Annotated in this window: 26 protein-coding genes, 1 pseudogene and 1 riboswitch; of the genes and pseudogenes, 10 read left to right on the forward strand and 17 right to left on the reverse strand. The window is 71.2% G+C overall.

Annotated elements, in window-relative coordinates:
- Positions 1 to 16: 16 nt before the first annotated feature.
- Complete coding sequence (locus tag F4556_RS34015) at positions 17 to 853, reverse strand: alpha/beta hydrolase (protein WP_184923062.1); 837 nt, start codon at positions 851 to 853, stop codon at positions 17 to 19.
- Between the two features lie 307 nt (positions 854 to 1,160).
- Between F4556_RS34015 and F4556_RS34020 the strand changes: the two genes are divergently transcribed.
- Positions 1,161 to 1,412 (forward strand): three-helix bundle dimerization domain-containing protein, encoded by a 252-nt coding sequence (locus F4556_RS34020; RefSeq protein WP_184923065.1) that lies wholly within the window; start codon positions 1,161 to 1,163, stop codon positions 1,410 to 1,412.
- A gap of 78 nt (positions 1,413 to 1,490) precedes the next feature.
- On the opposite strand, the gene F4556_RS34025 is transcribed toward F4556_RS34020, so the two are convergent.
- Positions 1,491 to 1,784: a DUF1330 domain-containing protein gene (locus tag F4556_RS34025; protein WP_184923067.1), complete on the reverse strand. Its 294-nt coding sequence runs from the start codon at positions 1,782 to 1,784 to the stop codon at positions 1,491 to 1,493.
- 154 nt (positions 1,785 to 1,938) lie between these two features.
- Between F4556_RS34025 and F4556_RS34030 the strand changes: the two genes are divergently transcribed.
- Positions 1,939 to 2,841 (forward strand): LysR family transcriptional regulator, encoded by a 903-nt coding sequence (locus F4556_RS34030; RefSeq protein WP_184923069.1) that lies wholly within the window; start codon positions 1,939 to 1,941, stop codon positions 2,839 to 2,841.
- 330 nt (positions 2,842 to 3,171) lie between these two features.
- Positions 3,172 to 3,384, forward strand: a complete 213-nt coding sequence (locus tag F4556_RS34035; protein WP_221503762.1) for an alpha/beta fold hydrolase family protein — start codon at positions 3,172 to 3,174, stop codon at positions 3,382 to 3,384.
- Between the two features lie 345 nt (positions 3,385 to 3,729).
- On the opposite strand, the gene F4556_RS34040 is transcribed toward F4556_RS34035, so the two are convergent.
- On the reverse strand, positions 3,730 to 4,380 hold the full coding sequence (locus F4556_RS34040) for an HD domain-containing protein (RefSeq protein ID WP_184923071.1): 651 nt from the start codon (positions 4,378 to 4,380) through the stop codon (positions 3,730 to 3,732).
- A gap of 71 nt (positions 4,381 to 4,451) precedes the next feature.
- Between F4556_RS34040 and F4556_RS34045 the strand changes: the two genes are divergently transcribed.
- Both F4556_RS34045 and F4556_RS38760 read left to right on the forward strand, forming a co-directional pair.
- Positions 4,452 to 5,420 carry a GlxA family transcriptional regulator gene (locus tag F4556_RS34045; protein WP_184923073.1) on the forward strand — a complete coding sequence of 323 codons (969 nt, stop codon included), beginning with the start codon at positions 4,452 to 4,454 and terminating at the stop codon, positions 5,418 to 5,420.
- 151 nt (positions 5,421 to 5,571) lie between these two features.
- Positions 5,572 to 5,682, forward strand: a pseudogene (locus F4556_RS38760) (hypothetical protein); the annotation flags it as partial.
- A gap of 38 nt (positions 5,683 to 5,720) precedes the next feature.
- On the opposite strand, the gene F4556_RS34055 reads toward F4556_RS38760, so the two are convergent.
- Positions 5,721 to 6,383: a TetR/AcrR family transcriptional regulator gene (locus F4556_RS34055; RefSeq protein ID WP_184923075.1), complete on the reverse strand. Its 663-nt coding sequence runs from the start codon at positions 6,381 to 6,383 to the stop codon at positions 5,721 to 5,723.
- 76 nt (positions 6,384 to 6,459) lie between these two features.
- Here F4556_RS34055 and F4556_RS34060 point away from each other — a divergent pair, with 76 nt between their 5' ends.
- Entirely contained in the window at positions 6,460 to 7,155 is a 696-nt protein-coding gene (locus F4556_RS34060) for an alpha/beta fold hydrolase (RefSeq protein WP_184923077.1), read from the forward strand.
- Positions 7,156 to 7,272: 117 nt separating this feature from the next.
- Here the strand turns inward: F4556_RS34060 and F4556_RS34065 are convergent, their stop codons facing one another.
- The 6 genes from F4556_RS34065 to F4556_RS34090 form a co-directional block, all read right to left on the reverse strand.
- The gene (locus F4556_RS34065; RefSeq protein ID WP_184923079.1) at positions 7,273 to 8,214 is read right to left on the reverse strand and encodes a M56 family metallopeptidase; all 942 of its coding nucleotides are present in this window, start codon (positions 8,212 to 8,214) and stop codon (positions 7,273 to 7,275) included.
- The gene (locus F4556_RS34070; protein WP_184923081.1) at positions 8,211 to 8,618 is read right to left on the reverse strand and encodes a BlaI/MecI/CopY family transcriptional regulator; all 408 of its coding nucleotides are present in this window, start codon (positions 8,616 to 8,618) and stop codon (positions 8,211 to 8,213) included. Before F4556_RS34070 ends, F4556_RS34065 begins: the two co-directional genes overlap by 4 nt.
- A 41-nt stretch (positions 8,619 to 8,659) precedes the next feature.
- Positions 8,660 to 9,379 carry a phosphatase PAP2 family protein gene (locus F4556_RS34075; RefSeq protein WP_184923084.1) on the reverse strand — a complete coding sequence of 240 codons (720 nt, stop codon included), beginning with the start codon at positions 9,377 to 9,379 and terminating at the stop codon, positions 8,660 to 8,662.
- Entirely contained in the window at positions 9,376 to 9,987 is a 612-nt protein-coding gene (locus tag F4556_RS34080) for a phosphatase PAP2 family protein (RefSeq protein ID WP_184923086.1), read from the reverse strand. Before F4556_RS34080 ends, F4556_RS34075 begins: the two co-directional genes overlap by 4 nt.
- A complete protein-coding gene (locus F4556_RS34085) occupies positions 9,984 to 10,616 on the reverse strand; it encodes a DedA family protein (protein ID WP_246511164.1) in 633 nt (210 codons plus the stop codon). Before F4556_RS34085 ends, F4556_RS34080 begins: the two co-directional genes overlap by 4 nt.
- A 158-nt stretch (positions 10,617 to 10,774) precedes the next feature.
- The gene (locus F4556_RS34090) at positions 10,775 to 11,392 is read right to left on the reverse strand and encodes a TetR-like C-terminal domain-containing protein (RefSeq protein ID WP_184925647.1); all 618 of its coding nucleotides are present in this window, start codon (positions 11,390 to 11,392) and stop codon (positions 10,775 to 10,777) included.
- Between the two features lie 67 nt (positions 11,393 to 11,459).
- Between F4556_RS34090 and F4556_RS34095 the strand changes: the two genes are divergently transcribed.
- A complete protein-coding gene (locus tag F4556_RS34095) occupies positions 11,460 to 12,794 on the forward strand; it encodes an alpha/beta fold hydrolase (RefSeq protein ID WP_184923090.1) in 1,335 nt (444 codons plus the stop codon).
- Between the two features lie 297 nt (positions 12,795 to 13,091).
- On the opposite strand, the gene F4556_RS34100 is transcribed toward F4556_RS34095, so the two are convergent.
- Positions 13,092 to 14,771 carry a helix-turn-helix domain-containing protein gene (locus tag F4556_RS34100; RefSeq protein ID WP_246511165.1) on the reverse strand — a complete coding sequence of 560 codons (1,680 nt, stop codon included), beginning with the start codon at positions 14,769 to 14,771 and terminating at the stop codon, positions 13,092 to 13,094.
- A 193-nt stretch (positions 14,772 to 14,964) separates the two neighbouring features.
- Here F4556_RS34100 and F4556_RS34105 point away from each other — a divergent pair, with 193 nt between their 5' ends.
- Positions 14,965 to 16,572: a PLL family lectin gene (locus tag F4556_RS34105; protein ID WP_184923092.1), complete on the forward strand. Its 1,608-nt coding sequence runs from the start codon at positions 14,965 to 14,967 to the stop codon at positions 16,570 to 16,572.
- Positions 16,573 to 16,664: 92 nt separating this feature from the next.
- A complete protein-coding gene (locus F4556_RS39255; RefSeq protein WP_281403678.1) occupies positions 16,665 to 16,796 on the forward strand; it encodes a hypothetical protein in 132 nt (43 codons plus the stop codon).
- 32 nt (positions 16,797 to 16,828) lie between these two features.
- On the opposite strand, the gene F4556_RS34110 is transcribed toward F4556_RS39255, so the two are convergent.
- Complete coding sequence (locus F4556_RS34110; protein ID WP_184923094.1) at positions 16,829 to 17,404, reverse strand: NADPH-dependent FMN reductase; 576 nt, start codon at positions 17,402 to 17,404, stop codon at positions 16,829 to 16,831.
- 111 nt (positions 17,405 to 17,515) lie between these two features.
- On the opposite strand from F4556_RS34110, the gene F4556_RS34115 reads away from it, so the two are divergent.
- Entirely contained in the window at positions 17,516 to 18,013 is a 498-nt protein-coding gene (locus F4556_RS34115; RefSeq protein ID WP_184923096.1) for a MarR family winged helix-turn-helix transcriptional regulator, read from the forward strand.
- Positions 18,014 to 18,180: 167 nt separating this feature from the next.
- Here F4556_RS34115 and F4556_RS34120 read toward each other — a convergent pair whose 3' ends face one another.
- Genes F4556_RS34120 through F4556_RS39875 form a run of 5 tightly spaced genes read right to left on the reverse strand, consistent with a single transcriptional unit; the run spans position 18,181 to position 25,724 of the window.
- The gene (locus F4556_RS34120) at positions 18,181 to 18,996 is read right to left on the reverse strand and encodes an ECF transporter S component (protein WP_184923098.1); all 816 of its coding nucleotides are present in this window, start codon (positions 18,994 to 18,996) and stop codon (positions 18,181 to 18,183) included.
- A complete protein-coding gene (locus tag F4556_RS34125) occupies positions 18,993 to 20,636 on the reverse strand; it encodes an ABC transporter ATP-binding protein (protein ID WP_184923100.1) in 1,644 nt (547 codons plus the stop codon). The genes F4556_RS34120 and F4556_RS34125 overlap by 4 nt, the downstream gene beginning before the upstream one ends.
- A complete protein-coding gene (locus F4556_RS34130) occupies positions 20,633 to 21,835 on the reverse strand; it encodes an energy-coupling factor transporter transmembrane component T (protein ID WP_184923102.1) in 1,203 nt (400 codons plus the stop codon). Before F4556_RS34130 ends, F4556_RS34125 begins: the two co-directional genes overlap by 4 nt.
- 5 nt (positions 21,836 to 21,840) lie before the next feature.
- Positions 21,841 to 22,827 (reverse strand): hypothetical protein, encoded by a 987-nt coding sequence (locus F4556_RS34135; RefSeq protein WP_184923104.1) that lies wholly within the window; start codon positions 22,825 to 22,827, stop codon positions 21,841 to 21,843.
- On the reverse strand, positions 22,824 to 25,724 hold the full coding sequence (locus tag F4556_RS39875) for a prenyltransferase/squalene oxidase repeat-containing protein (protein ID WP_184923106.1): 2,901 nt from the start codon (positions 25,722 to 25,724) through the stop codon (positions 22,824 to 22,826). Before F4556_RS39875 ends, F4556_RS34135 begins: the two co-directional genes overlap by 4 nt.
- Before the next feature lie 106 nt (positions 25,725 to 25,830).
- A riboswitch (cobalamin riboswitch) is annotated at positions 25,831 to 25,976 on the reverse strand.
- Between the last annotated feature and the right edge of the window lie 36 nt (positions 25,977 to 26,012).

The raw sequence follows: 26,012 nt of genomic DNA on the forward strand, positions 1-26,012 counted from the left end.
TCGGACCTGCCGGTGCCTAGGCGAGCCGTTTTGACAGTTCGGTGAGCAGCTCGCTGGTGGCTTGTTCGGCGGCGGGGGAGAGTCCGAAGAGGTTGAGGAAGGCGTGGATCACGCCGTCGTAGTTGCGGTAGAACACGTCAACCCCGGCCTGCTGCAGGGCTTCGGCGTAGGCGTGGCCTTCGTCGCGCAGCGGGTCGTACTGTGCGGTTGCGATGATTGCCGGGGCCAGGCCGCTGTGATCGGCCAGCAGCGGGGACACCTGCCAGTTGCGGCGCGTCTGGGGGTCATCGCCCGCGTATCCGGTCCGGAACTCGTGCAGCAGGTCCTTGGTGAGGAAGTACCCCTCGGCGTTCTCGGTGATGGAGGGGTAGTCGCGGGTGAAGTCGGTCGGCGGGTAGGCCAGTAGTTGGGCGGCCAGTGGTCGGCCTTCGTCGCGGAAGGTCAGCGCGACGACGGCGGCTTCGTGGGCGCCCGCGCTGTCCCCGGCCAGGGCCAGGCGTTCGGGCATGGCGCCGTAGTCGTCGATGTGGTCGGCGACGTGGCGGGCCACGGCCAGGCAGTCCTGCATGGCGGCGGGGAAGTGGTCTTCGGGGACACGGCGGTAGTGCACGGCCACGACGACGGCCCGCACGTCGCGGCAGATCCTGCGGCAGACGTCGTCGTGGGTGTCCAGGTCCCCGGTCACCCAGCCACCGCCGTGGAAGAACACCACGGTAGGCGTCGGGCCCGCGTTCGAGGGACGGTAGACCCGGACCGGAACCGCACCGGCCGGGCCAGCCACCGTGGCATCCTGCACCGAGCCGACCTCGATCGGGGACGGCAGTGGGTTGGCCGCCACCATCTGGCGGTTCACCTCACGCATCTCCACGGCGTTGCCGCCGGTGAAGTGCAGGGGACCGCCGACGTTGACCTGTTCCCGGCGGCGATCGGTGGGTCGAGCGGCATGGCAAACCTCCGGAGCCGGCAGTTCGATCTGCCTCGACGCCAGATCCAGCCGGGCCAGGCCGCCCCATGACTGAGCCGTCCGGACGATGAGGGCAACGCGGTGAGCAACCCCTGCCGTACGGCGCCGGTTGCGGTGTTCTGCGGCGCGGTTCGGGGGTAGCCGCATCCTGGGCGATGCGATGACCAGTCGCCGGAACACTGTTGTGGAGGAGCAGATGGACCAGGACGAGTTGCGCAACCGAACCAAGGCCACCGCACTGCAAGCGACAGGACGGCGACTGCACCTGCGATTTGACGCCGCTACGGGCCCCGGTGCCGTCGAGGGAGCGTTGACCGAGGCTCGGTCCCATTTCGACGGCAGCAGGGTGCGGACCTTCATCCCGATCCTGGTCGAGCGCCGAGCCGCCGACACCCTCGAACGCATCGGCGCTGCCCGAGCGGACAGGAAAGGCCGGGGGCCGGGGTAGGCCGGCGGCGGGGGCTGAGCCGGGCTGGGGCTGTCGGCAGCGCACCGCCGCCGAGCTCAGCGATGGCTGGCCCGCCGGTCAGTCGATGCCTTCGATGATGCGGAAGTCGCGCTCGACGCCGTCGGGGAGGGCCACCAGCGCCTTCCGGTACGCCTCGCTCTCGTATGCCGCGACGGCCTGTTCAAAGCTGTCGAACTCGACCAGAACGACGCGTTGCGTGATTCCGGCCTCGTGGGCGACGACTCGACCGCCACGGGACAAGGTGCGCCCACCCGCAGCCCGGACAGCCGGACCGGCCAGCGTGTTGTAGGCAGTCAGCCCGTCAGGGTCGGAAATGGCGGGGTAGACACTGACCCAGTAGCCCTTGGCCATGGAAACCTCCTGTGTTCGGCCGGACACGTCCGACTTCTGATCGACACTCAGATCGATTCCGGCATGCGCAGGCTAGGGCTTGATGTGCGCCTGAGGGAAAGACCGGTTCGGACTAGACTCAGAACGGATCGTTATCAATCGGCCGGGAGGGCACGTGGCGCCGGACACGGTGAGCCTGCGCTACTTCCTGGTGCTCGCACAGGAGTTGAACTTCACCCGCGCGGCCGCACGGATCGGCATCGCACAGCCCGCACTCAGCGCCCGGATCCGCCGACTGGAGGCGGAACTCGGTACGGCCCTGCTGCTCCGCAACACCCGCAGCGTCGAATTGACCACGGCCGGTGCGGCTTTGGCGGAGTCCGCACCACCCGCACTGGCAGCACTGGACCGGGCGTGGGACACCGCCCGGAGCGCGGCAACCGGTGAACTGGGCACGCTGCGCATCGGATACAGCCTCAGCACCGGGGCCGAGACGACACCGGCCCTGGTGGACAGGCTGATTCGCGACAACAACGGACTCGAGGTCAGCGCGGTCCCGATGGCGACACCGGAGATCTCCCCCGCGGTCGCCGACGGCCGCATCGACGCCGGGATCACCCGCGGTGAACAACCGGGCCGTGGCGTACGCCGGTTCCTGCTGCGGCGTACGCGCATCGGGGTCCAACTGGCGCAGCACCATCCGCTCGCCGAACACCCGGAGATCGAGATCGCCGACGCGGCCGCGTATCCGCTGCGACTCCCGGACCGTGCGGCCAACCCCGTGATCCACGATCAGCTGTCCGCGCTGTTCCGAGACGCCCGACCACATCCCCGATTCCACACGCTCGCAGTCTCTTTCGACATGTCTCAGCGCGACCTGCGCGACGGGGTCACCCTCGCCCCGGCCGGAGAAACCGCGGCCACGGCACAACCGGCCGGTCTCACCTGGCGACCGCTGCGAGGCGCGCCCAGCCTGACGTTCCACCTGGTCCTCCCACGCGAGCAGTCGCCACTGCACCGCCGCATCCGCGCCGTCGCCAAAACCCTGGCGCACGAGCTGCACTGGCTGCCGAACTGACACGCAAGAGGTCAAGCGAGACGGACGCCTGCGGTGGCGAGGCCGAAGACCCTGCGCCCGGCGGACTTCGCGGTGATTCGGCACACAGGCCGCCAGGTCCGTCGCCGAGATAGAGGAACCCTGCCCCTCGGTAGGCGCGCAGGGTCTCAGCGGCCATCGGGTCGCGGTGCGGCGGCCAGAGCAGCGCCAGCACCCGGTCCGGGTGCGCGGCGGCGTCCTCCGCGGCCCGGCCCTGGCACACCTCCGTGTACCGGAACCGGTTGGTCCAGCCGTTGTGCTCCGTCGACGCCTCAGCGCCGAGTACCAGAGCAACGGCACCATCTGCGGGTTGTGCACGGCGAACTCGACGTCCTGCGCCGCGTTCGCCCCCGACCCCGGGGAGTCGCCGCCGACGACCGCATGATCCCGCCGGCCGCCCAGCGGCAGATGGCGCAGCGGGCGGGCGCGACCTTCAGCGAGGTCAACGCCAGCCACTCCGGCTACGTCTCCCAGGCGCAGGCCACCGCCGACCTCATCAAGCGGGCCGCCGCGAACGGCCGCTGACCCCCACTCGCTGAATGTCGCAAGCATCCTGCCGCACCGCGAGCCACTGGAGATCAGCGCGCGGGCGGTGAGCTGGCGTTCGCCGGTGAGCACATGCTCACCACTTCGACCTGGGGGGCCGATGGAACTGTCAGCGGCGTCATCACCGCGGGCCGGAGACGAGTGCCGTCACTCTCTCCTCCTGCGCCAGTTGTCCCTTCCTGGTCCACGGGAGGCGTCCGGGCGCCAGATCACGGAGCGCGGAGGTCAGCCAGGCATCGTCGCCGAGCAGCTCGGCGCCGGGGCCGCTGTACGGCAGGACGTTCGAATCGACCGCGCGCTCGGCCCTGCGGCGCGGTGCCGGTGTCAGGAGCCCCAGCGGGAGGCCCGCGCCGCGAGTTCGAGGGCGGTGACGGCGCCGGGCTCGCCGCGCTCGCGGAGGAACTCGCCCGGGAGGGTGTAGCGGGCACCGGCCTGTGGGGAGCGGGCGGCCTGGCGGACGATGTCGTCGACCAGCACGGTGGTCATGTCCAGCCTCGGGTATCGACCGTGGAGTGCCTCGCCCTGGGCGTCGGTGAGGAATTCGGTGCCGAAGCCGAAGTCCATGCCGATGCCCCGGCGGGTGAGGTAGGCCAGTACGCCCCGGCGTTCGGCGATGCCGTCCGAGGTGTGCAGGGCGATCGCCTCCCAGACCGGGTCGGTCCGGTCGGCACCGTAGCCGTGCTCGGTGAGGAAGCGGGCGGCCATGTCGGCGCCTTCGACCTCGAAGCGTGCCCGGCCCGGCGCCGACGGCGAGGCACCGAGATCGTGCAGGACGCAGGAGTGGAAGAGGAGTTCGGCGTCGAAGTCGGTGCCGGCCGCCAGCCCCTCGTGTTCGGCCAGCAGCGTGGCGAACACGTAACTGCGGATGCTGTGGTTGGCGACGGGTTCGCTCTCGCTCGACCGGACGAGCTCGACGGCGGCACGGGCGACGGGAGTTTGCGGGAGCATCGGCAGGATGCGGTCTTCGGTGTCCATGAGGCGACCGTAGGCGCGTATCGGGCCCATCGGGCAGTGGCACCCATGCCATGGAGCGATAGCATCGTGCCATGACGGATCGGGCTGCGGGCGAGGCACACCACGTGGTCGTGGTCGCCCTCGAGAACGTCCTCGCCCTGGACCTCGGGATCCCCTGGCAGATCTTCGGGAGCTGGCCGGACGGCCCGTACACGCTCTCGGTCTGCGCCGAACGGCCCGGCCCCGTCCAGGTGCACGGCGGCCCCGCACTGTCCGTCGCGCATGGTCTGGACCGCCTGACGTCCGCCGACACCGTGATCGTCCCCGGCTACCTGGAGCCGGCCGCGCCCAGCGCCGAGGTGACCGACGCACTGGCGGAGGCAGCGGCCCGCGGCACCCGCATCGCGTCCATCTGCACCGGTGCGTTCGCCCTCGCCGGCGCCGGCCTGCTCGACGGCCGCCGGGCCACCACGCACTGGCTGTACGCACGGGAGCTGGCCAGGCGGTACCCCCGGGTGACGGTCGTGCCCGAGGATCTGTACATCGACGAGGGCCAGGTCCTCACCTCGGGCGGCGTGTCCTCCGGCCTGGACCTGTGCCTCCACCTCATCCGCCGCGACCACGGCCCGCGCCTGGCGAACCGGCAGGCCCGCATGCTGGTGGCCGCCCCGCACCGTACCGGCGGCCAGGCCCAGTTCATCGACCTGCCGGTGCGCCCCGAGCCGTCCGCCATCCCCACCCTGTACGACTGGGCCCTGCGCAACCTCCACCAACCGCTCACCGTCGACCAGTTGGCGCGCCGGGCCGGCCTGTCCCGCCGGACCCTGATCCGCCGCTTCCACACCGACACCGGCCAACCGCCCATGCGCTGGCTGCTCGACGCCCGGCTCGCCCGCGCCCGCGAACTCCTCGCATCCGGCGACCTCACGGTCGAAGCCGTCGCACGCCGCTGCGGACTGGGCACCCCGGCCAACTTCCGGGCCCTGTTCAAGGCGCACGTCGGGGTACCGCCGCGCACGTACCGCGAGACCTTCAACTCCAACGCCGTGAAAGGCCGTTGACCCATCGATCCGGGCGGGCGGCCGCCGGTCGCGAACACACCTCTCCATACCGCGCACTCCCGCGGGGTGGTGCCTGCCACCTGCGGAATGCTGTAGTCGTTGCCAGATCACCGACGATGCCCGCCTGATCCGCCTCGCCGACGGCAGCACCGTGCTGCGCCTGGAGAACCTCGCCACCTCCGAGGGCCCGGATGTCCGCGTCTACCTCTCCACCCGCCCGGCCGCCGAGTCGAAGCTCGACAGCCTCGGCCCCGACGCCGTCGAACTCGGAAGCCTGAAGGGCAACTTGGGCAACCAGAACTACGCCGTTCCGGCCGGCTCGCACTCACCGGCCTCGGATACCCCTGCCGTGCTGGTGTCGGTACTGCCGCCCGCGACTTCGGGGGAGCGGTGGACAGCTGAGCGGTCGCCGCCGGACTGCTGCTCGACTGCGGTGAGGAAGTCGTGGAAGGCGCGGTCGGTGCGGGCGGTGTCTGCGGTGGCATCGAGGTCCATGAGGAGACCGCGGATGACGGCCAGCACGAGGGTCGCCAGCTCCGGTCGGCCGATGCTGCGCAGGCCGTCCTCGAGCGGCCCGAGCCAGTCGGTCGTGGCGGTGCGTCGGAAACCGGGCCACAGTCGTTGGTCCGTACTCTCGCGCAGCTGGCCGAACATCCGCAGGTACGGCCGCCCTTCCAAGCCGGTGATCGAGGTCCAGGCGCGACCCAGGGTGACGGTGTAGGGCTCGTCGGGCCGCACCCGGAGGAGGTCGCCGAACGTGTCGAGCTGGCGTTGCCGCGCGCGTTGGAGGACGGCCCGCAACAGCGCGTCCCGGGTGCCGAAGTGATAGATCAGCATGCGGGCCGAAGTGCCGGTGGCCGTCGCCAGTGGCTCGAGCCGGTCGGGGAGGCCGTGCGCGAGGGCGTAGTCGGTGCAGGCGTCGAGCAGTCTGTCCTTGATGTCCGGTTGCGGTCGTCTGCCCATGGCACCAGCTTTTCGCGTAACGGCGGCTACGTCTACCGTTGGGAACGAGCCGGTCGGGGCGGACGTGGAGGCAGCGATGAGGGTCGTGTTCGTGCACGGGGCGTGCGTTCGGGACGGGTCGTGGTGGTGGCACCGCACCGCCGAACTGCTGCGGGAGCGAGGGGTGCCGAGCGTGACTCCGGCGCTGCCGAGCTGCGGTGAGACGGGACTGCCGGGCGGTGTCGGCGGTCCAGGGCTGACCGAGGATGTCGCCGCAGTGCGGCAGGTGCTGCAGGCCGGCGACGAGCCGACCGTCGTCGTCGCCCACAGCTACGGCGGGATCGTCACGGCTGAAGCCGCCGCGGGAATCGGGGCGGTGCGCCACCTGCTGCTGGTCTCCAGCTACCTGCCCGAGGTCGGGCAGAGCCTGTCCGACTTCGGGGACGGCAGCCCCGCCCCGTTCCTCGACGTCGACCCCGTCGCCGGCACGTTCGGGGTCCGCCCCGAGCTGCTCGTGGACACGTTCCTGCACGACTGCGACCCCGAGGTCCAGGCGCAGGCGGCGGACCACCTCGCCCGGCAGAGCGTGCAGGTGACCGGGCAGCCGGTCGCGGCGGCCGCCTGGCACCAGGTGCCCTCGACGTACCTCGTCTGCGCCCAGGACCGGGGGACCCCGCCGCGCCTGCAGCGCGAGTTCGCCCGCCGGGCCGGCAACGTCGTCGAGCTCGGCGCGGGCCACCACCCGTTCCTCTCCCAGCCGGCCGCGGTCCGGGATCTGCTGCTGAGCCTGTGACGGCAGCGACTCTCGGCGTGCGCCGCACGCGCTTGAGGGACCAGGACGGCCGGGCCGAGTGAACTGGCCGGACTGCACCGCGGGTTCGAGTGGGAAGTGCCGGGAGGAGTCCTGCTGTCAGCGGTGTTCGACGCCGGCTTGCGCGGTCTCGATGTTCTCGTGCAGGTCACCGGTCGCCTCGGCCGTCGCTGCCGCGGATATCAGCAGGCCCACGAGCAGGAGTGTTCCGACGCGCCTGGCCACAGGGCCCGCGACTACGGGCGGGGCGAGCAGGGAAGCCATCCGGCGCGGGACCGGTCCGGCGGTGGCCGCGAACGCCACCGACGGGCGGGTGGCCGTCGGAGCGCTGGACGCAGCCAGCGCGGCCCTGCCCACGGCCCGCGCCACCAGGGACCGGTCTCCCACGGTGGTCGCCGCGACCTCGTCCGCCCACCGCTCCGATTGGTAGGCGAGCGGCTCCCGGAGAGAGCGCAGCGCCGGATGCAGGCAGGCCGCGAGATCTGAGGCGAGCGCCAGAAGGTGGTGGCGGCAGGCGAGATGGGCGCGTTCGTGGGCCAGCAGGACCGTCCGCTCGTCGTGGTCCAGGTTGCCGAGCATGCCCGAGGTGACCACTACCAGCCCCGGCGTGCCAGGCCGGCCCGGCAGGGCGTAGGCGTCCGCACCGTCGTCGGCCAGCACCACCACGTCCCCCGCCCGGGAGTGCGCGGCGGCGAGCAGTTCGCCGTGGAGGTTCCGGGTGCGGTGGCGGCGAGTTACGCGCGCGGCTGCCCACATGATCACGAGGCATGCGGGGACGGCGGCACAGCCGAGCGTGAGCGCGAGGGTGCCGGACGGCAGCAGGGTGGGGGACAGATGACCGAAGGCAGCGACGAACGGCAGGTGGAGCAGTGCGCCGGCGGTGAGCAGTGCCAGCGCGGCACCCGTCAGTGCGGCCGTCACCGCCGAGGTGAGTGCGAGGAGAAGCGCGGCTTGGCGGGGCGGCATGAGCTGGGCCAGGCGCCGGGCGACCGGCGCGACGATCCAGGGGGCGAGCAGGGGCGCCCAGATCGCCCAGGTCACCGCTGCTCCTTCGGCTCGGCGGACGACGCGAGCAGGGCGCGGACGAGGTCCTCGTCGTCGGAACTCAGCCGGGAGATGAACCGTGCGAGGGTGCCGGAGCGGTCGTCGCCGCGGTCCAGTTCGGTGTGCATCCGTTGGGCGGAGAGGGCGGCCGGGTCCTCGACCACCGGGCTGTAGGCGAAGGCCCGCCCCTGTCGGGTGCGCCGGACGGTGCCCTTGTCGTGCAGGCGGGCGAGGATGGTCGCGACGGTGGTCCGGGCGAGGCCGGCGGGCAGGGCCCGCTGCAACTCGGGTGCGGTTAGCGGGCGTTGGGAGGCCCAGAGTGCTGCCAGCACCGCACCTTCCAGTTCGCCCGCCTGGCGCCGTGTCGGGTCGTTCACCGGGTCCTCACTTCCCCCTGCCATGTCCACATGGGTGTAGTTCGAGTTCGGAGTCTACGTCCGCTTCACCCGAGCCTGTTCACGCCGCCGACCGTGCTGTGCCGTGTGGTTTCCGGCTTGGCCTGGAATGGCAGCCTGCCCAGCAACGGGACTGCCAGGGCCAGCCAGATCGCGGCCAGGGCCCAGGCGCCGGTGATGTCGAGCAGCCAGTGCACGCCGAGGTAGACGCGGCTCAGTCCGACGGCGACGGCAGCCGCGCCCAGTGCCACAACGGCCGGCCCGCGCCACGAGTGGCGGCTGCCTCGCAGGAGCGCCCAGATGAGCAGCCCGGCGGCGACAGCGGAGGTGAAGGCGTGACCGGACGGGTAGGAGTAGCCGCTCGGCGAGGCCGCGACCCAGTCCGCCACCGGCGGGCGGGGGCGCGCGAAGGCCTTCATCAACAGGTTGCGCACCAGCTGGCCGACGGCGAGCACCGTCGGCGGGGCGCAGGCCAGGGCGATCCAGGTGCCTCGCTGCCTGGGACGCGGGCACTTGCTCGCCAGCAGCAGTCCGGCGGTACCGGCCGCGAGGTAGGGCGGGATCCCGATCCCCAGGTCGGTGACGACGCCGACAAGAGTGACCGCCCACCGGGGACGGTGGGTCAGCGCCCAGTCGTGCAGCGCCGACTCCACGGGCAGGGGAGTCCAGCCGTGGACGGCGAGCACGACGGTGAGGGCGGCGAACAGCAGGAGCGGCAGCCCGATGGCGAGGGCCGCGGGACGTGCGTTCGGGTGCTGCGGGGTCATGTTCCCACCAGGTTTCGTAGTCGGCCGCTCCGGAGGGCTGTGACAGCGGGACCGGCCTGGTGCGCCGCCCGGGCCAGCAGCAGACCGAGGGCGAGACCCACCACCGCCCCCGCGACGACGTCGTGAGGGTAGTGCACGCCGACGAACACCCGGGAGAGCCCCATCGCCGCGGCGGCCACGGCGGCCACCGCGCCGAGGCGCCGGTCGCACCGCCACAGGACTGCGGTGGCGGCGAAGGCGATCACCGTGTGGTTGCTCGGCAGCGACCAGTCCCCGGCCGCCGGACAGGCTTCAAGGGTGGCTCCGGCCGGGAGGACCTGACAGGGCCTCGGTTCGCGCAACACCGACTTCAAGACGGAGTCGGCAGCGAAGGCCGTCACCACGATGAGCGGCGCCGTGAGCGCGACAGCCATCGTCGGCGCGGGGCCCCGACGAGCTCGCCACCAGGCGGCGAGCATCAGCGCGGCGAACACCACAAGGCCGTACGCCGACCAGGCGGCCACCGCATCGTCGACGGCGGCCGGGGCCCGGTGGGCGAGATCCGTGACGTCCAGGTACAGGGACCCGTCGAGACGGGAGCCGTCCAAGGCGAGCACCGTGCCGGTCATCGGTTCCGGTCCTTCGCGGACTTGCGGGAACGCAGAAGCTCCAGCGCGAGCGGCGTCAGCGAGACGGCCACGATGACGGCGACCATCGGCAGCAGGTAGCGGTCGATGCTGGGGACGGAGGAGCCCAGTGCGTAGCCGGCCAGCACCAGCCCGACCGTCCACAGCAGGCCACCGGCTGTCTGCCAGATCGCGAAGGTGCGGGTGGGAACACCGAGGGCTCCGGCCAGCGGGTTCAGGACAGTGCGCACGATGGGGATGAACCTGGCGAGCACGATGGCCTTGGCGTGGCCGTAGCGGTCCAGCAGCTCCTCGGCGCGCTGCGCGCCCTCGTGCAGCCGCTTGTTGTCGGATCGGGCGAGCAGCGCCCGGCCTCCGCGCCTGCCGATGACGAAGCCGGTCTGCGCGCCCACGAGGGCGCCCGTCACGGCCGCGAGCAGGACCTGGGGGAGTGACAGGTGCACCGCCCCGGTGGCGCCGGGCACGCACAGGAGTCCGGCGGTGAACAGCAGCGAGTCGCCGGGCAGGAAGAAGCCGATGAGCAGACCGGTCTCGGCGAACAGCACGACCGCGATGCCGAGGGCGCCGAAGGCCCCGAGGAGGGAGCCGGCGTCCAGGACGTTCACGGCCATGACTTGTGCTGGGTGGGGCATGGGCAGGCGCCTCTCGTCGGGACGTCTCGGCGCCCACGCTCGTCTACATCAATGTAGACACAACGATGCCGACAGCGCCAGTAACTGCCGGAATCCACGCTCCGCCCACACGCGATGCCCGCTGGTCGCGCTCTCTGTCAGGGTGCGGGTTCGTCGTGCCGAGGGCTGCGGAGCACCGCGGGGGCCGTCCAGCCACGCAGCATGGCGTGGATCGCCGATCGGAATGCGGCCTCTGCCGTGGAAGCGTCGAGGGCCCCGGCGAGTTCGAGCGTCACCAGCCCGTGCAGGGTCACCCAGAGCGAGACGGCGATCGCGGTCGCCTCGCCGTCGAGGACGGACTCTGTCACGGCGCGGTCGATCGCCGTGATGAGCGGACGGACGGGGTCATCGGTACCGACCACCCCCGACGGCTTGAAGGATTGCACTCCACCGAACAGAACCGAGTACAGGTGACTGTGTCCGTGTCCCCATCGTCGGTACGCGGCGGCCAGTGTGTAGATGTCGGCGAGGGGATCCTCGGAGTTCGGCGCCGCCGCAAGGGCCCGGAACAGTCCGGCGACGGCCCTGTCGCGTACCGCTCCGATCAGCCCTTCCTTGTCGCCGAACAGGGAGTACACCGCCGCCGTCGACGACTCGGCGGCCGTGGCCACGGCGCGGACTGTGACCGACTCCTGCGGACGGGTGGCGAGCAGCTCGGTCGCGCACTCCACGAGCCGCGCTCTGACGGTTGCGTCGTTCGTTCTCGGTCTCCCCATGACGAACAGCCTATCCTCTTTGGTAACGTTGTTTTGAAACAGTGTTTTGAAACTTCGGAGGCCCGCCGTGCCCACGTTCGCCTTACGCCTTGCCCGCTTCACCCGACGCCTGCTGCCGGCCCTGGCCGCCGTCGCGGCCCTGGTCGTCGTCTTTCTTGTCACGACCGTCCTCACGGACGGGGCAGGCTCGGGATTCGGCGCATGGCTGACGACCCTGGGAGCCGGGACCGCCGCCGCATCGTGGGGAGGTCGTCGTCGCACCCGCGCCGCGCGGCTCGCGCTGTTCATGCCGGTGGTTGCCGCGGCAGTGTTGACGGCGACGGTCTGCATCCCGACCGTGCCCACGGCCCGGCGGTACCCCACCGCCCTGCCCTTCGTGGCCACGCAGCACTGGAGCCTGGCCACCGGCAGCCGGGTCGCGGTGTATCACTACCCGCCCGCCGGTGCCGGCACCCGACGCCCCATTCCGTTGGTGTACCTCAACGGCGGACCGGTTCGCGGCCTCTCGGTTCTCGACCACCGGTTCCTGCAGCTCTTGGCGCGCCAGGGCTACGACGTCTACGCCTACGAACAGGCCGGCGGCGGACGAAGCGACCTGCTCCCCATGGACCAGTACACGATCTCCAGGTCCGTCCGTGACCTCGACGCTTTCGTCGACCGCCTGGACAGGGGCACGGTCGACATCCTCGGATTCTCCTCAGGCGCGGTCGTACTCACCCGAGCCCTGGCCGACCCGGGCATCGCCGCCCGCCTGCACCGGACGATCATCGCCGAGCCCGGCCCGATGGACGGCCCCACCGCGCAGATCGCCGGACACAAGGGCCAACCATCCGCGCGCGGCCTCGCGCCGGCCATGGCCGGACCGCGGTCGACACACATCCCCCGGTACGCCACCGCATTCGGCCTCATGCGACTCGGACTCCTCACCCCCGACACCGGGCTGATCGGGCAGGCCGAAGGCGACAACGCGTTCACCGCCGCCGATCTCGGCAGCGACACCGCGTCCGGCTACTGCGCGCGCGACGCCCACCGCATCCCGGCTGAGGACACGGCACAGAACTTTTCCTTCAGCCCCGCCGCCAGCCTCCGCGTCCAGCAGACGATCAAGGACTCGCCCTCCGTCGCCCCGCAACTGAGGGACTCACAGACCCCCACGATGCTGATGATCGCCGAGTGCTCCTCCCAGCTCCGTCAATGGGCGACCGGCGTCCTCGCCGACGATCCCGCCATCCAGCGCACGCAGCTCCTGCCCGGGGTCGGACACCACATGTGGAACGGCCTCGACGACAACAACGAACGAGCAGCCGCCGCCATCACCGCATTCCTCCAGGACGAGCCCGCACCCCTGCCGAACTACCCGACCCGCGACGAGATCCCCGCCTTCCTGCGCGACCACAAGTGAAGACCCCGCAACTCGTCTCCGGCCTCGGCGGGCGGGCACAGGTCCTGGTGATCATGGATCATACGACGCTCTGTGATCACCGGGGGACCTGTGCCCGCACGTCCGTGATGGCCAACTGAACCGCCTTGAGGTCGACTCGGCGCTGGGCTCCCGACCGGTCGGCCTGACCTGATTGGCGGTCAGCCCACGCCGGCATCCGTCCTCCACGTGGAGCGGAGCCGTGCGCCGGATCCCAAGCTGCCAGGCCGCTCGGCGCCGAGCCGCAAGCGCGCATCGAGGGGGGAACGGGGCCGATGATCACCACACCCGGTTGGTCCTGATCAGGATCGGTCGCTCCGTGATCGTGACGCCCTCACCGGAGTGGACGGAGCTGGTCGAACCGTCCAGGGTCTCCACTGCGATCGCGTCCCGTGGGACCGTCATTCGAGCCGTGCCCTCATGAGTCCACTGGATCATGAAGACCTTGCCGCCGTCGCCGGTGAACTGGCACTGCCACACGTTGGGTGGAAGGCCAGCTGAAGTGCCCGTCCCGCATCCGGTGATGTTGGCCCCGTGGAGCCAGCGCTGCAGCTCTTCGACGTACAGGGCCGCCTTGGTCGGTGCGTCGCCGGCCGGCTGGAGGACGATCGGGATCTTGCTGCCGCCCCAGTTGTAGAAGTACATCCGCCGAACCTGGGCGTACAGCCCGACCAGGTAGAACCTGACCGCGAAGTCGGCGGCCTTCTCCGCCTCGAGCCGCTCCGCGAGGGGGATGTCGTACGTCGTGCCCGTGCTCCACAGTCGCGGATGCGCACCGGCCCGGTGGAACGCCCGGTCGATCTCGGCGGCCAGCTGCACCATCGTCTCGGGCGGATCGCTCGCCTGCTTCTGGTAGAGCTTCACTCCGCCGGCGTCACAGTGCTGGTATCCGCCCTGCGCGGCGAACTCTCCCAGGAAGGCCTGGCCCTCGGGCTTCCACAGCTCGCCCATCGAGGGGCAGACGACGGTGGCCGCCGGATCCGCAGCCTTGATGATCCGGTTGGCTCGCCGGGTCATCTCCACCAGCGTCGCGACACTGCCGCTGTAGAACCGGCGGTCGTTCGCCAGCACCCAGAGTTCGTAGGCCTCGATGCGGCCGCGGTAGCGCCCGGCCACCTGCCGGACGAAGTCGTCCCAGTCGGCCAGGTCGTCCGGTGCAGCGGAGCGCGAGTCGTCGTCGTACGGCGTCTTGGGGCCGGCCGGGCTCGCCCACCCCGGTGTGCCGCCCATGGTGAACGTCACCGGAAGGCCCTGCTTCCCAGCGCCCGCCACCAGCCGGTCGAGAATCTCCCAGTCGTATTCTCCGCGCCGCGCCTGGATATTGGACCAGCGTGTCCTGCTGTCCCACAAGCGCACCGCGCCGACTCGGAATGTCGGCATCTCCCCGGTGGAGCTGTTTGTGGTCACGCCGAAGAACGACGCAGGAACGGCAACGGGCGCCTGCGACCAGTGGCTCGCGGTAACCGATGGGGAACCGATAGGGGAAGCCTGCGGTCTCGTCACGAGGAACGTCGCGATCAGCGCGGAAGCGCTGATCGCAGCTAGGGGAATCAGCCGGCGCAATTTCCTTCTTGCCACCGGCGTGGGCTCTTCCATAGGGGGCTGCTTTTCGCCCGCGTTGGACCACAGTTGATAAAGTTTATCGACCTCCTCGCGGGTGCCACCGCATACCCGTGCGATGCGTTCGACGATTCCGAATTCCGTCGGCAGGGTCCCGCCGTTGCAGTAACGGTGAACGCTCGACCGGCTGAGGTTCGCCTTCTTTCCGACTCGGTCGTAGCTGAGCCCGCTTCGCACCTTCAGCGTGCTCAGAAGCTCGAAGAACTCCTGTCGTTCCCCTGGTCTGGTCAACCCCGAACTCCCCATCCCGCTGTCAACCGAGCGCGGCAAGTGTGGCACACCATCCCAGCCCTCCCCATCACCGCAGCTCAACGCCTCTTTTTCGTCCCAGTGTCCCATCTTTCTCCCTATCCCTTGCCGGGCAGGGCCAGCACCTGTCAATCTCGCCTCGCGGGGGTCGCTCAGCACTCTGATCAAGCCCCCACGAAACCTTTGCCCGACCCTCCTCCGCCCGAAGCTGATCTCGCCCACGGGCCACCAATATGGGGACTCAATGAAAGCAATAAAACGGTGGCTGACCCTCGCCCTGGCGATGGCCGCCGCGATGATGTCACTGACGATCACCGCCGCTCCTCCCGCTTCCGCAGGAGGATGCCTGCCCGGCCCGCCACCCACGTTCGTCCTGTGTGGCCGGGTTTCCAACCACAGTTCCCGCGACGTAGTGGTAGACCTTGACTGGCGCTCCGGCCACAATCTCACGGTGGCGCCAGGTCAAAACACCAGCGGTCATGGTGACGTGGATGCATTTCAGGTTCCTGTGGACGCCTGCATGGGCGGTAAAGTCGACACGTTGAACTTCATCCTCCTCACCTGGGAACGGGTTTCCTTTGAGGTGTGCGGAAACCAGTCGGGCGAGACATCTCTCTTTCCCTTCGAAGGCGTCTATCCCGCAGAACAGGGCGCCTGGGTGAAGTTCGGCACCCACCAGCGGGTTTACATCGGCTGGATCGGCGGGCCTGGCCAACGTGTGGACATCTGCCACAAATACCCCGAGGAGTGCAAGCCGTACCCGCCGTACCCGCCGGTCCCCAGCCCGCCGCCGGCCACGGATCCCGGGCTCCCGCCGGATACCCAGCCTTCGACGCCGGCGGTGCCGGTTGGCTGGAAGCCCGCATTCTTCAACAACCAGTTGTCGGGCACTCAGGAAGTGGCGGCCGTCGGGACGGACGGCGTGATGTACCACTCCTATATGACCGCGACCGGTGACTGGACCGGGTGGCTGGCCTTCAACAGCAACGTGTGGTTTGTGGGCGCACCGGCAGTGGCGTTCAACCCGCGAGCCAACACGGAAGAGATCGTGGCGCTCGGCATTGACGGGATCGTGTACCACGAGTGGTACACCGTCGCGGGCGGCTGGAGCGGCTGGGCCGCCTACGACAGCAGCGTGCGGTTCAAGGGCAGCCCGGCCTTCACCTTCAACCCGCTGTCGGGGACGCAGGAGGTGGTCGCGGTCGGGACGGACGGCGTGATGTACCACTCTTGGATGACTGCGACCGGTGACTGGAGCGGCTGGCTCGCGTACAACCGCAACGTGACCTTCGCCGGTTCGCCATCGGTGGCGTTCAACACGGTTGCCAACACGTTCGAGATCGTGGCGGTCGGCACCGACGGGATCATGTACCACGCCTGGTACACCGTCGCGGGCGGCTGGAGCGACTGGGTGGCCTTCAACAGCAACGTCAGGTTCACCGGAACTCCAGCGTTCACCTACAACTCGCTGGCCGGCACCCAAGAGGTGACCGCGATCGGGACCGACGGGATCATGTACCACGCCTGGTTCACCACGACGGACGGCTGGAGCGGCTGGGTCAGCCTGGGCAGCAGCTTCAAGTTCGCGGGCAGCCCGGCGATGGCGATCAACTCGCTGGCCAACACGGCCGAAGTGGTGGCGGTCAGCACGGACGGGAACATGTACCACGCGTGGTACACCCCGTCAGGCGGCTGGAGCGGCTGGGTCCCCTTCGACAGCAGCGTCAAGTTCGCGGGCAGTCCCGCCTTCACCCACAACACCCGGGGCAACACCGAGGAGATCATGGCGACCGGGACCAACGGCGTGATGTACCACGCGTGGTACACACCCTCGGGTGGCTGGAGCGGCTGGGTCCCCCTCAGCGCCAACGTCACCCTCGCCACCAGATGACCGGCCAGTAGGCACCCTGGGGGATGTACACCACCAGCGGTGTACATCCCGCAGGCGACAGGCGAGTCCGGCCACATAACCGGCAGGCCCGCATGCTGGTGGCCGCCCCGCACCGTACCGGCGGCCAGGCCCAGTTCATCGACCTGCCGGTGCGCCCCGAGCCGTCCGTCGCCCCCACCCTGTACGACTGGGCCCAAGTGGCAACTATGCTCAGGTGCCGGTGATCTGACGGTGCGCCACCTCTCCTGCGGGGGGCTCAGGCGGCGACGGCTGGGGCCGTGCGCAGTGGTGCGAGCGCGGTGCTCCAGGCGATGATCTGGTCGAGCAGCGTGTTCAGGGCGGGCAGGTTGTAGTCGCCGGGTTTGAAGACGCTGTAGTTCTCGAATTCGGTGATCAGCGACAGTGCGACCTGTTGGCGTACGTCGGCCATCTGGAGCTCGGCGGCGACCGCGCGCAGGTGCTCGACGGCCCGTACTCCGCCGACTCCGCCGTAGGACACGAAGCCGACCGCCTTGTTGTTCCACTCGGTGTAGAGGAAGTCGAGGGCGTTCTTGAGTACGCCGGGGATGCCGTGGTTGTACTCGGGTGTCACGATGACGAACCCGTCGAACGAGGCGATCGTGGCCGCCCACAGCTTGGTGTGCTGGTGCTGGTACCGGCCCAGCGACGGGGGCAGTGGCTCGTCGAGGAGCGGCAGCGGGTGGTCGCGGAGGTCGATGAGCTCGAACGTGGCGTCGTCGCGGCGCGAGGCGATGTCGAGCACCCACTTCGCGACCTGGTCGCCGTTGCGGTTGGGGCGGGTGCTGCCGAGGATGATGCCGATCTTGAGCATGGCGTGTGCCTTCTCATCTGCGGCGCTTCGTGGCGGAAGTGCGTTGTTGGGCAGATCGTACGCTGCGCAGATGATCTGTCCAACAATGAGTGGGTGGGTACCATTCCTGGTATGAGCACCGAGAGCCCGACCGTGCCGGTCGCCGAAGGTGTCGACTCCGCTGGTGACTTCGGCCTCTCCCTCCTCGTCCTGATCCGCGCCTACCGGACTGTCGTCGAGGCGGTCCTCGACGACCTCCCGCAAGGCGCCCGCGGCTATCAGACGCTCGCCGTCGTCGCCCGGGGCGACCAGCACAACCAGCTCGCCCTGGCCACGTACCTGGGGATCGACCGGACGGTGATGACCTACCTGATCGACGACCTCGTCGCGGCCGGCTTGGTGGAGCGCCGCCTCACTCCCGCCGACCGCCGCCAGCGCAGGATCGTGGCCACCGCCCGGGGCGTCGACACCCTCCGCGACCGGCAGCGGTTGGTGCGGGAAGCCGAGGATCGGCTCCTGGAGACGCTCGACGCGAACGAGCGCCAGGTGTTCCGGACCCTGCTCGGCCGGATCGCCTGCGACGTCCGGGACATGGACCTGACCGCTGCCCCCTGCGACGCCACCGGCTGAGCAGTCAGGGTGCTGTGTTCGACCCGATCGCCGCCGGTGTCGAGGAGATCGCCCACGACTGCGGCACGTCGGTAGATCCGACGGCTGGTCGGTCAGGCGGGGGCCCGCTGAGGGAGCAGGGAACCCGATGGCTGGGCGCGGTCACCTTTCGCTGTCGCCGCGTCAGCTCAGTCGCTTGCCGCAGCCGCGGGAGTGAAGTGGACGGGAGCCTCGAAGTTGGCGCGGCGGGCCGCGCGGCGGAAGACGGTGAGGACGGCCGGGCCGACGATCAGTACGCACAGGCCGGTGGTGACGGCGCGTCCGGTGTCCCAGCCGAGCGAGGTGGTGAGGTCGAAGAGCAGGTAGCGGTGCCACTGTTCGGTGAACGGCAGGCCCGGGAGGTAGGCGATCGAGCTGTTCGGGTCGAGGCTGAACGGCCAGAAGGAGAGGTTCAGCAGGAAGCCGAACAGGTAGCCGGAGGCCGCGCCGTAGCCGGCCAGCATCAGCATCTCGGCCTTGCCGCAGAGTTTCGGCAGTAGCCCGGCGAGCAGGCCGACGAAGGCGCAGCCGAACATCTGGTACGGCATCCAGGGCCCGACGCCGCCGGTGAGCAGGGCGGAGGCGAACAGGGAGGTGCAGCCGAGGGTGAAGCCGAAGCCGGGGCCGAACGCCCGGCCTGCGAGGACCAGGATGAAGAAGACGGTCTCCACGCCGGCGGTGCCGGCGCCGAGCGGGCGCAGGCCGGCGTTGACGGCGGACAGGACGCCGAGCATGGCGAGCGCCTTGGCGTCGATGCCGCCTGCCGAGATCTCGGCGATGACGACGGCGAGGACCAGGATCAGCAGCGCGCCGAAGATCAGCGGCGGTGCGTAGGCGGAGCCGAACTTCCCCGGGGCGACGACGAAGGGCCACAGGAAGGCGACCAGGCCGATGAACGCGGCCGGCGCCACGGCGAGGCGGGCCCGGCCGGGGATCCTGACGGCGGTCGTGCGAGCGGCGGTCATCGGGCAGCCTCCGTCGCGGCCAGCGCCGACGCCACCTGAGCGGTGGTCAGGTAGGCGAGCGGAGCGAGGATCTTGGCGGTCTGGGGTGCGAAGGTCGGTGAGGCGACGATCACCTCGGCGGTCGGGCCGTCGGCGACGATCTCCCCTTCGGCCAGCACCACCACCCGGTCGGCGGATGCGGCGACGAACTCGACGTCGTGGGTCGAGACGACCACGGCGCGCCCGTCGGCGGCGAGTTGGTCGACGATGGCGGTCAGCGCCGTCTTGGCCTGGTAGTCCAGCCCTCGGGTGGGCTCGTCCAGCAGCACCACGGCGGGCGCGGCGGCGAGCTGGATCGCCAGCACCAGCGCCAGCTTCTGCCCTTCGGAGAGGTCGCGTGGGTGGCTGTCGTCGGGGATGCCCGGGGCGAGGCGGTCCAGGATCTGACGGGCCGTGAGCCCGGAGTCCTGTGCCGCGTCCCGGTCGGCCTGGGCCAGCTCCTGGGCCACCGATTCCAGGTAGAGCAGGTCGGTCGGGGTCTGCGGGACCAGGCCGACCAGGCGGCGGGCCTCGGCGGCGGAGACCCGCTTGGGGTCGACCGTCTTCTCCCCGGCCGCCCGGGTCACCTTCACGGTGCCGCCCTGGCGCGGGCCGGAGCCCTGCAGGGCCCAGAGCAGCGAGGACTTGCCCGAGCCGTTGCGGCCCATCAGCGCGGTGACCTGACCGGACGTCAGGTCAAGGCCGACCTCCCGGACGGCGACGACGTGGCCGTGCCGGACCAGCACACGATCGGCGGCCAGCACCGGCGCGCCCCCGGTGGCTTCACCGCGGGCGGGCGGGACGGGACGGTCGGCCAGCCGTTCGCGCAGCGGGGCGGCGGCCCGGCGGGCGTCGCGGACGGAGAGTGGCAGCGGCCGCCAGCCGGCCAGGCGTCCGAGCTCCACCACGGGCGGGGCGATGGCGGTGTCGGCGAACACCTCGGACGGCGAGCCGTGCCGTACGGTGCCGTCGCCGGGAAGGTAGACGACCCGGTCGGCGTACTGGACGACGCGCTCCAGCCGGTGTTCGGCGAGCAGGACGGTGACCCCGAGGTCGTGCACCAGCCGGGTGACCGCGGCCAGCACCTCCTCGGCGGCGGTGGGGTCGAGCGCGGAGGTGGGTTCGTCCAGGACCAGCACCCGGGGATGGGCGGTGAGGACCGCGCCGATCGCGACCCGCTGCTGCTGGCCGCCGGAGAGTTCGTGCAGGCCCCGGTGCCGCAGGTCGGCGAGGCCGAGCAGGTCGAGGGTCTCCTCGACGCGCTTGCGCATCACCTCCGGCGCGATGGCCAACTGCTCCATCGCGTAGGCGAGTTCCTCCTCGACGGTGTCGGTGACGAACCCGGCCGGCGGGTCCTGTCCCACCACTCCCACCACGTCGGCCAGTTCGCGCGGCGGGTGGTGGGCGGTGTCCCGTCCGTCGACGGTCACCCGGCCGCTGAGGGTGCCGCCGGTGAAGTGCGGCACCAGTCCGTTCACCGCGCCGAGCAGCGTGGACTTGCCGCTGCCGGTGCGGCCGACCACCAGGCAGAGTTCACCCTCGGGGATGGTGAGGTCGACTCCGTGCAGCACGGGGCGGTCGGCGCCGTCGTAACGGACACCGACCTGGTCGAAGCGGATCACTTGGTCACCTCGGTGGGTGTGCGGTCGGCACGGGGCGCGGCGTCCCGCTGACCGGGGAGGACGACGGGCGCGGGCGGGCGGCCCGGCGGCGGGGCGAGGAAGCCGGCGAGGCCCGCCAGCAGGAGGGCCGCCACCGGGACGGCGGGCAGGCCCGGCCAAGTCAGCGGATAGAGCGACGGGTTGAGGTCGGTGGCGTCGTACCCCACGCTGACGCAGAGCAGGACGGCGGCAGCCACGCCGCAGCCCGCGACGCCCCACTCGGCGGCCCGCCAGGGGTCCGGCCGGTAGGCGGTGCGCCGAACCCGGCGCCCGCCGAGGGCGAGGCCGCCGACACACAGCGCCGAGCCGACTGCCAGCGCGGGCAGGCCGAGCACAGCGGGCGCGGTGCCGTCGAGCAGTCCGTACATCCCGGCGCACAGGCCGGCCATGCCGAGCAGCATCAGTGCACCGGTCGCCCGACGGGAGCCGCGAGTGGCGGTGCCGGAGCGGCCGTAGCCCCGGGAGTCCATCGCGGCGGCCAGGTGCAGGGAGCGTTCCAGCGCGTCCTCCAGCACGGGCACCACGATGCTGCGAAGCGCACGGATGCCCTTGCTCCGGCCGGCCCGCAACCGCCGTGCCCGGACGACGCGTTGGACGCTCTGGACGAGCTGAGGTGCGACGCTGAGCGAGACCGTGACGGCGACGCCGAGCTCGTACAGCGCGCCGGGCAGAACGCGCAGGGCGCGCTTGGGATTGGCGAGGGTGTTGGCCGCGCCGATGCAGCACAGCAGGCAGGCCAGGCGCAGTCCGTCGGTGGCGGCGGAGAGGGTGGCCTCCAGCGAGACGGGGCCGCCGATCTGGATGCCGGCGTACCAGTCGGGGGTGGGGATGTGCGGGAGCGAGAAGAGCAGGTGGTCGTGCGGGGTGATGCCGGTGGCGAAGATGCACCGGAAGGTGACCCGGATGGCCACCACGGTCAGGGCCAGCCAGAGGTAGTACTTGAAGCCACGGGCCCACGGGGCGTCGGTGCGACGGGCGGTGACGACGTAGCCGAGCACGGCGAGCACCAGGAACAGCAGCAGCGGGTTGGTGGTCCGGCTGGCGGCGGTGCCAAGGGCGAGCGCCCAGATCCACCAGGCGACCGGGTGGAGGTCACGCGGGACCCGGCGGCCGGACCCCGGCCCGGGGAACTCGCTTGCAGGTGTGCGGAGTTGTGACACCCGGATCACTCGGCCTGTCGTCGTCGGCGCAGCGCCGTGACCACCGTGGCGACGCCGAGCGCCACCACGATGCCGATGCCGATGACGGCCGGGGCGATCGAGCCCGCCGAGTGCGGGGCGTCGGCGACCGGGGCCGCGTCCACGGGGGTGGTCCCGGGGGACGGTGTCGCTGGGCTCGCCGTGTCGGACGGTGCGGGTGTCGTGGGCGTCGGGTCGGTGGTGGCACTGGGCGAAGGCGCACCGTCGGACGAGGTGGCACCCGGTGGGACGGCGGGGCTCGGAGCGTCGCCGCCGGGCTGCGAAGCACCGGCTCCTCCCGACGTGGTCCCTCCGGAGGTGGACTTGGTGGCGGTGCCGCCGCCGGAAGTCCCGCCCCCCGAACCGCCCGTGGTCCCGCCATCGGCGGGGGGCGTGGGGGCGGGGCTCGGGGCGGTTCCGCCGGGTGTGGTGTTGTGGGCGCGGACGGTGTCGGGCGAGAAGGCCGGCCTGCCTTCGGTGCCTTCGATATTGGTCCCGCCGAAGATCCACAGGTCGACGCTGCCGGGTTTCGGCTTGTAGCTCATGGCACCCAACTGGCTGTAGGACCAGGTGTCCTGGCCCGGATCGGCGTGCCAGTACGACCAGTACGCCGAGGCGGGCGGGGTGAGGACGCACTTGTCCTGGTCGGGGGTCGGGTACTGCTTGCCGCCCTGGTGGCCGCTGTAGCCGATCCGGCAGATGAAGGCCGGGCCGTCGTGGCCGGTGCCGGTGGTCTTCCAACCGCCTTGGCTCAGCAGGGCGTAGCCGGTGGTGGGGATGCTGCCGCAGGAGCGCAGCAGCGGGCCGCCCCAGTGGCCGAAGTCCACCGCGAGCACCACCCCGGAGGTGGTGGTGCACTGGTCGATCGGCAGTGGCGCGGCGGCGGCCGGGGTCGCCCCGGCGCCGAGCCCACCGAGGGCCAGGGCCAGGGTGGCGCCGGCGGCTCCGAGCAGTCGGCTCAGTCGGCGGATCACCGGTGCCGCCCGTTCACGGCCGACCGGCGGCGGGTGGCGACCAGGACTGCGCCGCCCGCAGCTGTCAGCAGCAGGGCGGGGCCGACCAGCCCGAGCACGTCGGTTCCGGTCCAGGCGAGGTCGGGATCCGACGGTCCGGCCGTACCGTCCACGGGGCTGGTGCCGGGCGGCAGTTGGGTGGCGCTGCTGGTGACCGGGACGGAGGCGCTGGTGGATGCCGGGGAGGACGAGGAGAGGGAGGGGGAAGTGGACCCGGACGGGGAGGGCGACGGTGACTGCGAGGCCGACGGGGAGGGCGACGGTGACTGCGAGGCCGACGGGGAGGGCGACGGTGACTGCGAGGGGGAGGGCGACGGTGACTGCGAGGGGGAGGGCGACGGGTTCGGCGGGGTGGTGCCGAGGTCCCGCTTCAGCGTGCCGAAGGAGATCCCGGTGACACCGCCGAGCGCCTGGGTGGAGGCGCGGACGTCCGAGCCCTGCTGGCCGCTGGAGGCGACGTCGAAGCCCCCGTCGGCGTTCTGCCGGTCGGCGAGGAACTCGACGGCCTTGGCGATCTGTGCGGCGTAGGTGGGCTGACGGAGGGTCATTCCCTGGACGGCCAGCGCGGCGGAGTTGGTGGAGTCCCCGGCGGCGCCGGGGAAGCCGCCGTCGGTCTCCTGCTGGCCGGCCAGCCAGGCGAGGCCCTGGTCGACGGCCTGGGCGGCCTCCTCGCCGGGGACCAGGGAGAGCGCCATCACGGCCATCGCGGTGCTGTCCACGTCGGCGTCGCCGGTGGCCGGGATCAGGCTCGGCCAGGAGCCGTTCGACGCCTGGAGGCCGCGCAGGTAGGCGATCGGTGCGGCGGCGTTCGCGGTGTCGCCCGCGCGCAACTGGGCCATCACGCCCAGGGCTTGGGAGAACACCGAGGTGGCCCACGTGTAGTTGCCGGCCGCGTCGCAGCCGAGCGCGTCGTCACGGCGGGCGCAGACGGCCGCGTCGAGGGCGGCGATCAAGTCGTGGCCGCCGAAGTTGCGCGGGTCGCGGCCGACGATCTCGGCGAGCAGCGCCTCCTTGCCGAGGGCGCCGCCGCCCGCGTACTCGGTGCCGATGCCGGTCCAGTCGTTGACGGTGCGGTCGTTGCCGTCCTTGCCCTGCTGGTCGAGGAAGTCGACGATCCTGCGCAGCGCCGCGTCGTCGGTCCCGGTGGCGGCCAGCGCGTACGCGCCGTCCACGGTGAGCCCGAAGTCGGCGAACCCGGAGTCGGGGAAGGCTTCGTAGTAGTGGCCGCCGAGCAGGTGGGCCGGGTCGGTCAGGTAGCTGCTGCCCTTGGTGAGGTCCGGCGACCTGGCGGGCTTCGAGGTGGGCGGGGTGGTGCCGCCGGGATGGTGGGACACGGTCGAGAGGTCGGTGCCGGTGAGGGCCAGGATGGCCTGCTCAGTGCTGGGGACGTCGGAATCCGGGGCCCCCTCGTCGGGGGCGAAGCCGCCGTCCTTGTTCTGACGGGTGCTCAGCCACGCCTTGGCAGTGGCCTGCTTGGCGTCCTGGCCGGTGGCCCTGAGGGCCTGGGCCGCGGCCGCGGTGCTGCCGGTGTCACCGGAGGCACCGACGTAGGGGACGTACGAGCCGTCGGCCTGCTGGCTCGTGCCGAGCTGCTCGGCGGCCCGCTGGACGAACTCGCCGTGTCCGCCGGCCTTGCGCAGGGCGAGCACGGTGAGGGAGGTGCTGGAGGGGTCCGACTCGCAGAAGCCACCCGCGACGATCATGGAACCGGCGATCCCGCCGTCGGCGCACTGGAGCACGTCGAACCGGCTCAGCGCGGCGGCGGGCGGGGTGACGCCGCCGCGCGCCAGGGCGATCACACCGTACGCCTGCACCCACGGCGAGGCCGCGCCGTGGAAGTCGCCCGCCGCCGTGCACTTGCCGTTCTCGCCCTGGGCGGTGCACACGTGGTCGTTCAGGTCGGCCAGCAGATCACGCCCGCCGAACGACCGGGGGTTGCCGCCGGTGCTCTCGGCGACCAGGGCCAGCAGGGCCGCCGCCCGGGAGTCCGGCTCGGTGCCGGGGCCGTCGGGGAAGACGAACCGGTCGGTGTGCGCCTGCAGGAAGGTGACGACCTTGCGCAGCGCCGGGTCCTGGGTCCCCGCGGCGGCGAGCGCCAGGGCGGTGAAGGAGGTCCGGGGGAGATCGGGGCCCTCGAACGCCCCGTTCTCCATGTGGTCACCGCCGACGAGTTGACCGGCCAGCCAGGCCGCCGCTGCGGCCGGGTCCCCGGTGGCCGGGGCCGTGGGGCTCGCGGAGGCAGAGGCGGAAGGACTGGCGGAGGACGAGGGGGAGGGGCCGGCGGTGTTCTTCGCGCGGACGGAGTCCGGGGTGAAGGAGGGTGCGCCGCTGGTGCCGCCGATGTCGGTGCCGCCGTACACCCATGCCTCGACCTCGCCGGGCTTCGGCTGCTGGCTGCCCGCACCGAACTGGCTGTAGGACCAGGTCTGTTGGCCGGGTTCGGCGATCCAGAACGACCAGTAGGCCGTTGCCTGCGGGGTGTTGACGCAGGGCTCCTCGGCCGGCGTCGGGTACTGGACGCCGTTGCCGAAGGTGCTGCTGCCGAGGCGGCAGATGAAGGCGAGGCCGTCGTGCTCGGTTCCGGCGGTGGTGAACCCGGCGTTGTGGAGCAGGTTCAGGCCGGTGGTGGGGTGGGCGTCGCAGCCCCGGACCACGCCGCCGCCCCAGTGGCCGAAGTCGACGGCGACGACGGCTCCGGTGGTGGCGGTGCAGTCCTCGACCGGGTCGGCGGCGGCGCTGCCGGGGTGGCCGAACATCACGGTGGCGCCTGCGCTGACTGCGATGGCGGAGGTGAGCAGCAGGGAGGCCAGGCTCCGGCCTCTGTGCGTGCGACTGTTGCGAATGCTGCTGACCCTCACCGGCGACTCCCTGGTCGGTCGACGCTGGGGGTGACGGCGCAGCCGACAGGTCCCGGCACGAGGGGACTCCTGTGTGGACCGCGTCGTAGTCCGCGACGACGCACGTATTGCTGACAAGCCCCTCGGCGCAGGCATTCCGGCTCACTCGCCTTGGGCGGGTTCACGGTTGCGGGTCAGCGCCGGATTCGAACCGGCTTCCCCTGCTGCTGAGGATGAAAAGCGGTTCATCAGACCATGGGGTCGTTCGGGTCGTCAACGAGGCGTCATATCGCCTTCGACACACCGTGA

It is taken from the genome of Kitasatospora gansuensis (assembly GCF_014203705.1).
In the GTDB taxonomy this organism is placed as follows: domain Bacteria; phylum Actinomycetota; class Actinomycetes; order Streptomycetales; family Streptomycetaceae; genus Kitasatospora; species Kitasatospora gansuensis.

Coding starts and splice junctions, on each gene's coding strand:
- F4556_RS34020 (WP_184923065.1), top strand. CDS start 1,161: ATGGACCAGGACGAGTTGCGCAACCGAACCAAGGCCACCGCACTGCAA.
- F4556_RS34025 (WP_184923067.1), bottom strand. CDS start 1,784: ATGGCCAAGGGCTACTGGGTCAGTGTCTACCCCGCCATTTCCGACCCT.
- F4556_RS34040 (WP_184923071.1), bottom strand. CDS start 4,380: ATGGACACCGAAGACCGCATCCTGCCGATGCTCCCGCAAACTCCCGTC.
- F4556_RS34045 (WP_184923073.1), top strand. CDS start 4,452: ATGACGGATCGGGCTGCGGGCGAGGCACACCACGTGGTCGTGGTCGCC.
- F4556_RS34055 (WP_184923075.1), bottom strand. CDS start 6,383: ATGGGCAGACGACCGCAACCGGACATCAAGGACAGACTGCTCGACGCC.
- F4556_RS34060 (WP_184923077.1), top strand. CDS start 6,460: ATGAGGGTCGTGTTCGTGCACGGGGCGTGCGTTCGGGACGGGTCGTGG.
- F4556_RS34070 (WP_184923081.1), bottom strand. CDS start 8,618: ATGGCAGGGGGAAGTGAGGACCCGGTGAACGACCCGACACGGCGCCAG.
- F4556_RS34075 (WP_184923084.1), bottom strand. CDS start 9,379: ATGACCCCGCAGCACCCGAACGCACGTCCCGCGGCCCTCGCCATCGGG.
- F4556_RS34080 (WP_184923086.1), bottom strand. CDS start 9,987: ATGACCGGCACGGTGCTCGCCTTGGACGGCTCCCGTCTCGACGGGTCC.
- F4556_RS34085 (WP_246511164.1), bottom strand. CDS start 10,616: ATGGCCGTGAACGTCCTGGACGCCGGCTCCCTCCTCGGGGCCTTCGGC.
- F4556_RS34090 (WP_184925647.1), bottom strand. CDS start 11,392: ATGGGGAGACCGAGAACGAACGACGCAACCGTCAGAGCGCGGCTCGTG.
- F4556_RS34100 (WP_246511165.1), bottom strand. CDS start 14,771: ATGGGACACTGGGACGAAAAAGAGGCGTTGAGCTGCGGTGATGGGGAG.
- F4556_RS34105 (WP_184923092.1), top strand. CDS start 14,965: ATGGCCGCCGCGATGATGTCACTGACGATCACCGCCGCTCCTCCCGCT.
- F4556_RS39255 (WP_281403678.1), top strand. CDS start 16,665: ATGCTGGTGGCCGCCCCGCACCGTACCGGCGGCCAGGCCCAGTTCATC.
- F4556_RS34110 (WP_184923094.1), bottom strand. CDS start 17,404: ATGCTCAAGATCGGCATCATCCTCGGCAGCACCCGCCCCAACCGCAAC.
- F4556_RS34115 (WP_184923096.1), top strand. CDS start 17,516: ATGAGCACCGAGAGCCCGACCGTGCCGGTCGCCGAAGGTGTCGACTCC.
- F4556_RS34120 (WP_184923098.1), bottom strand. CDS start 18,996: ATGACCGCCGCTCGCACGACCGCCGTCAGGATCCCCGGCCGGGCCCGC.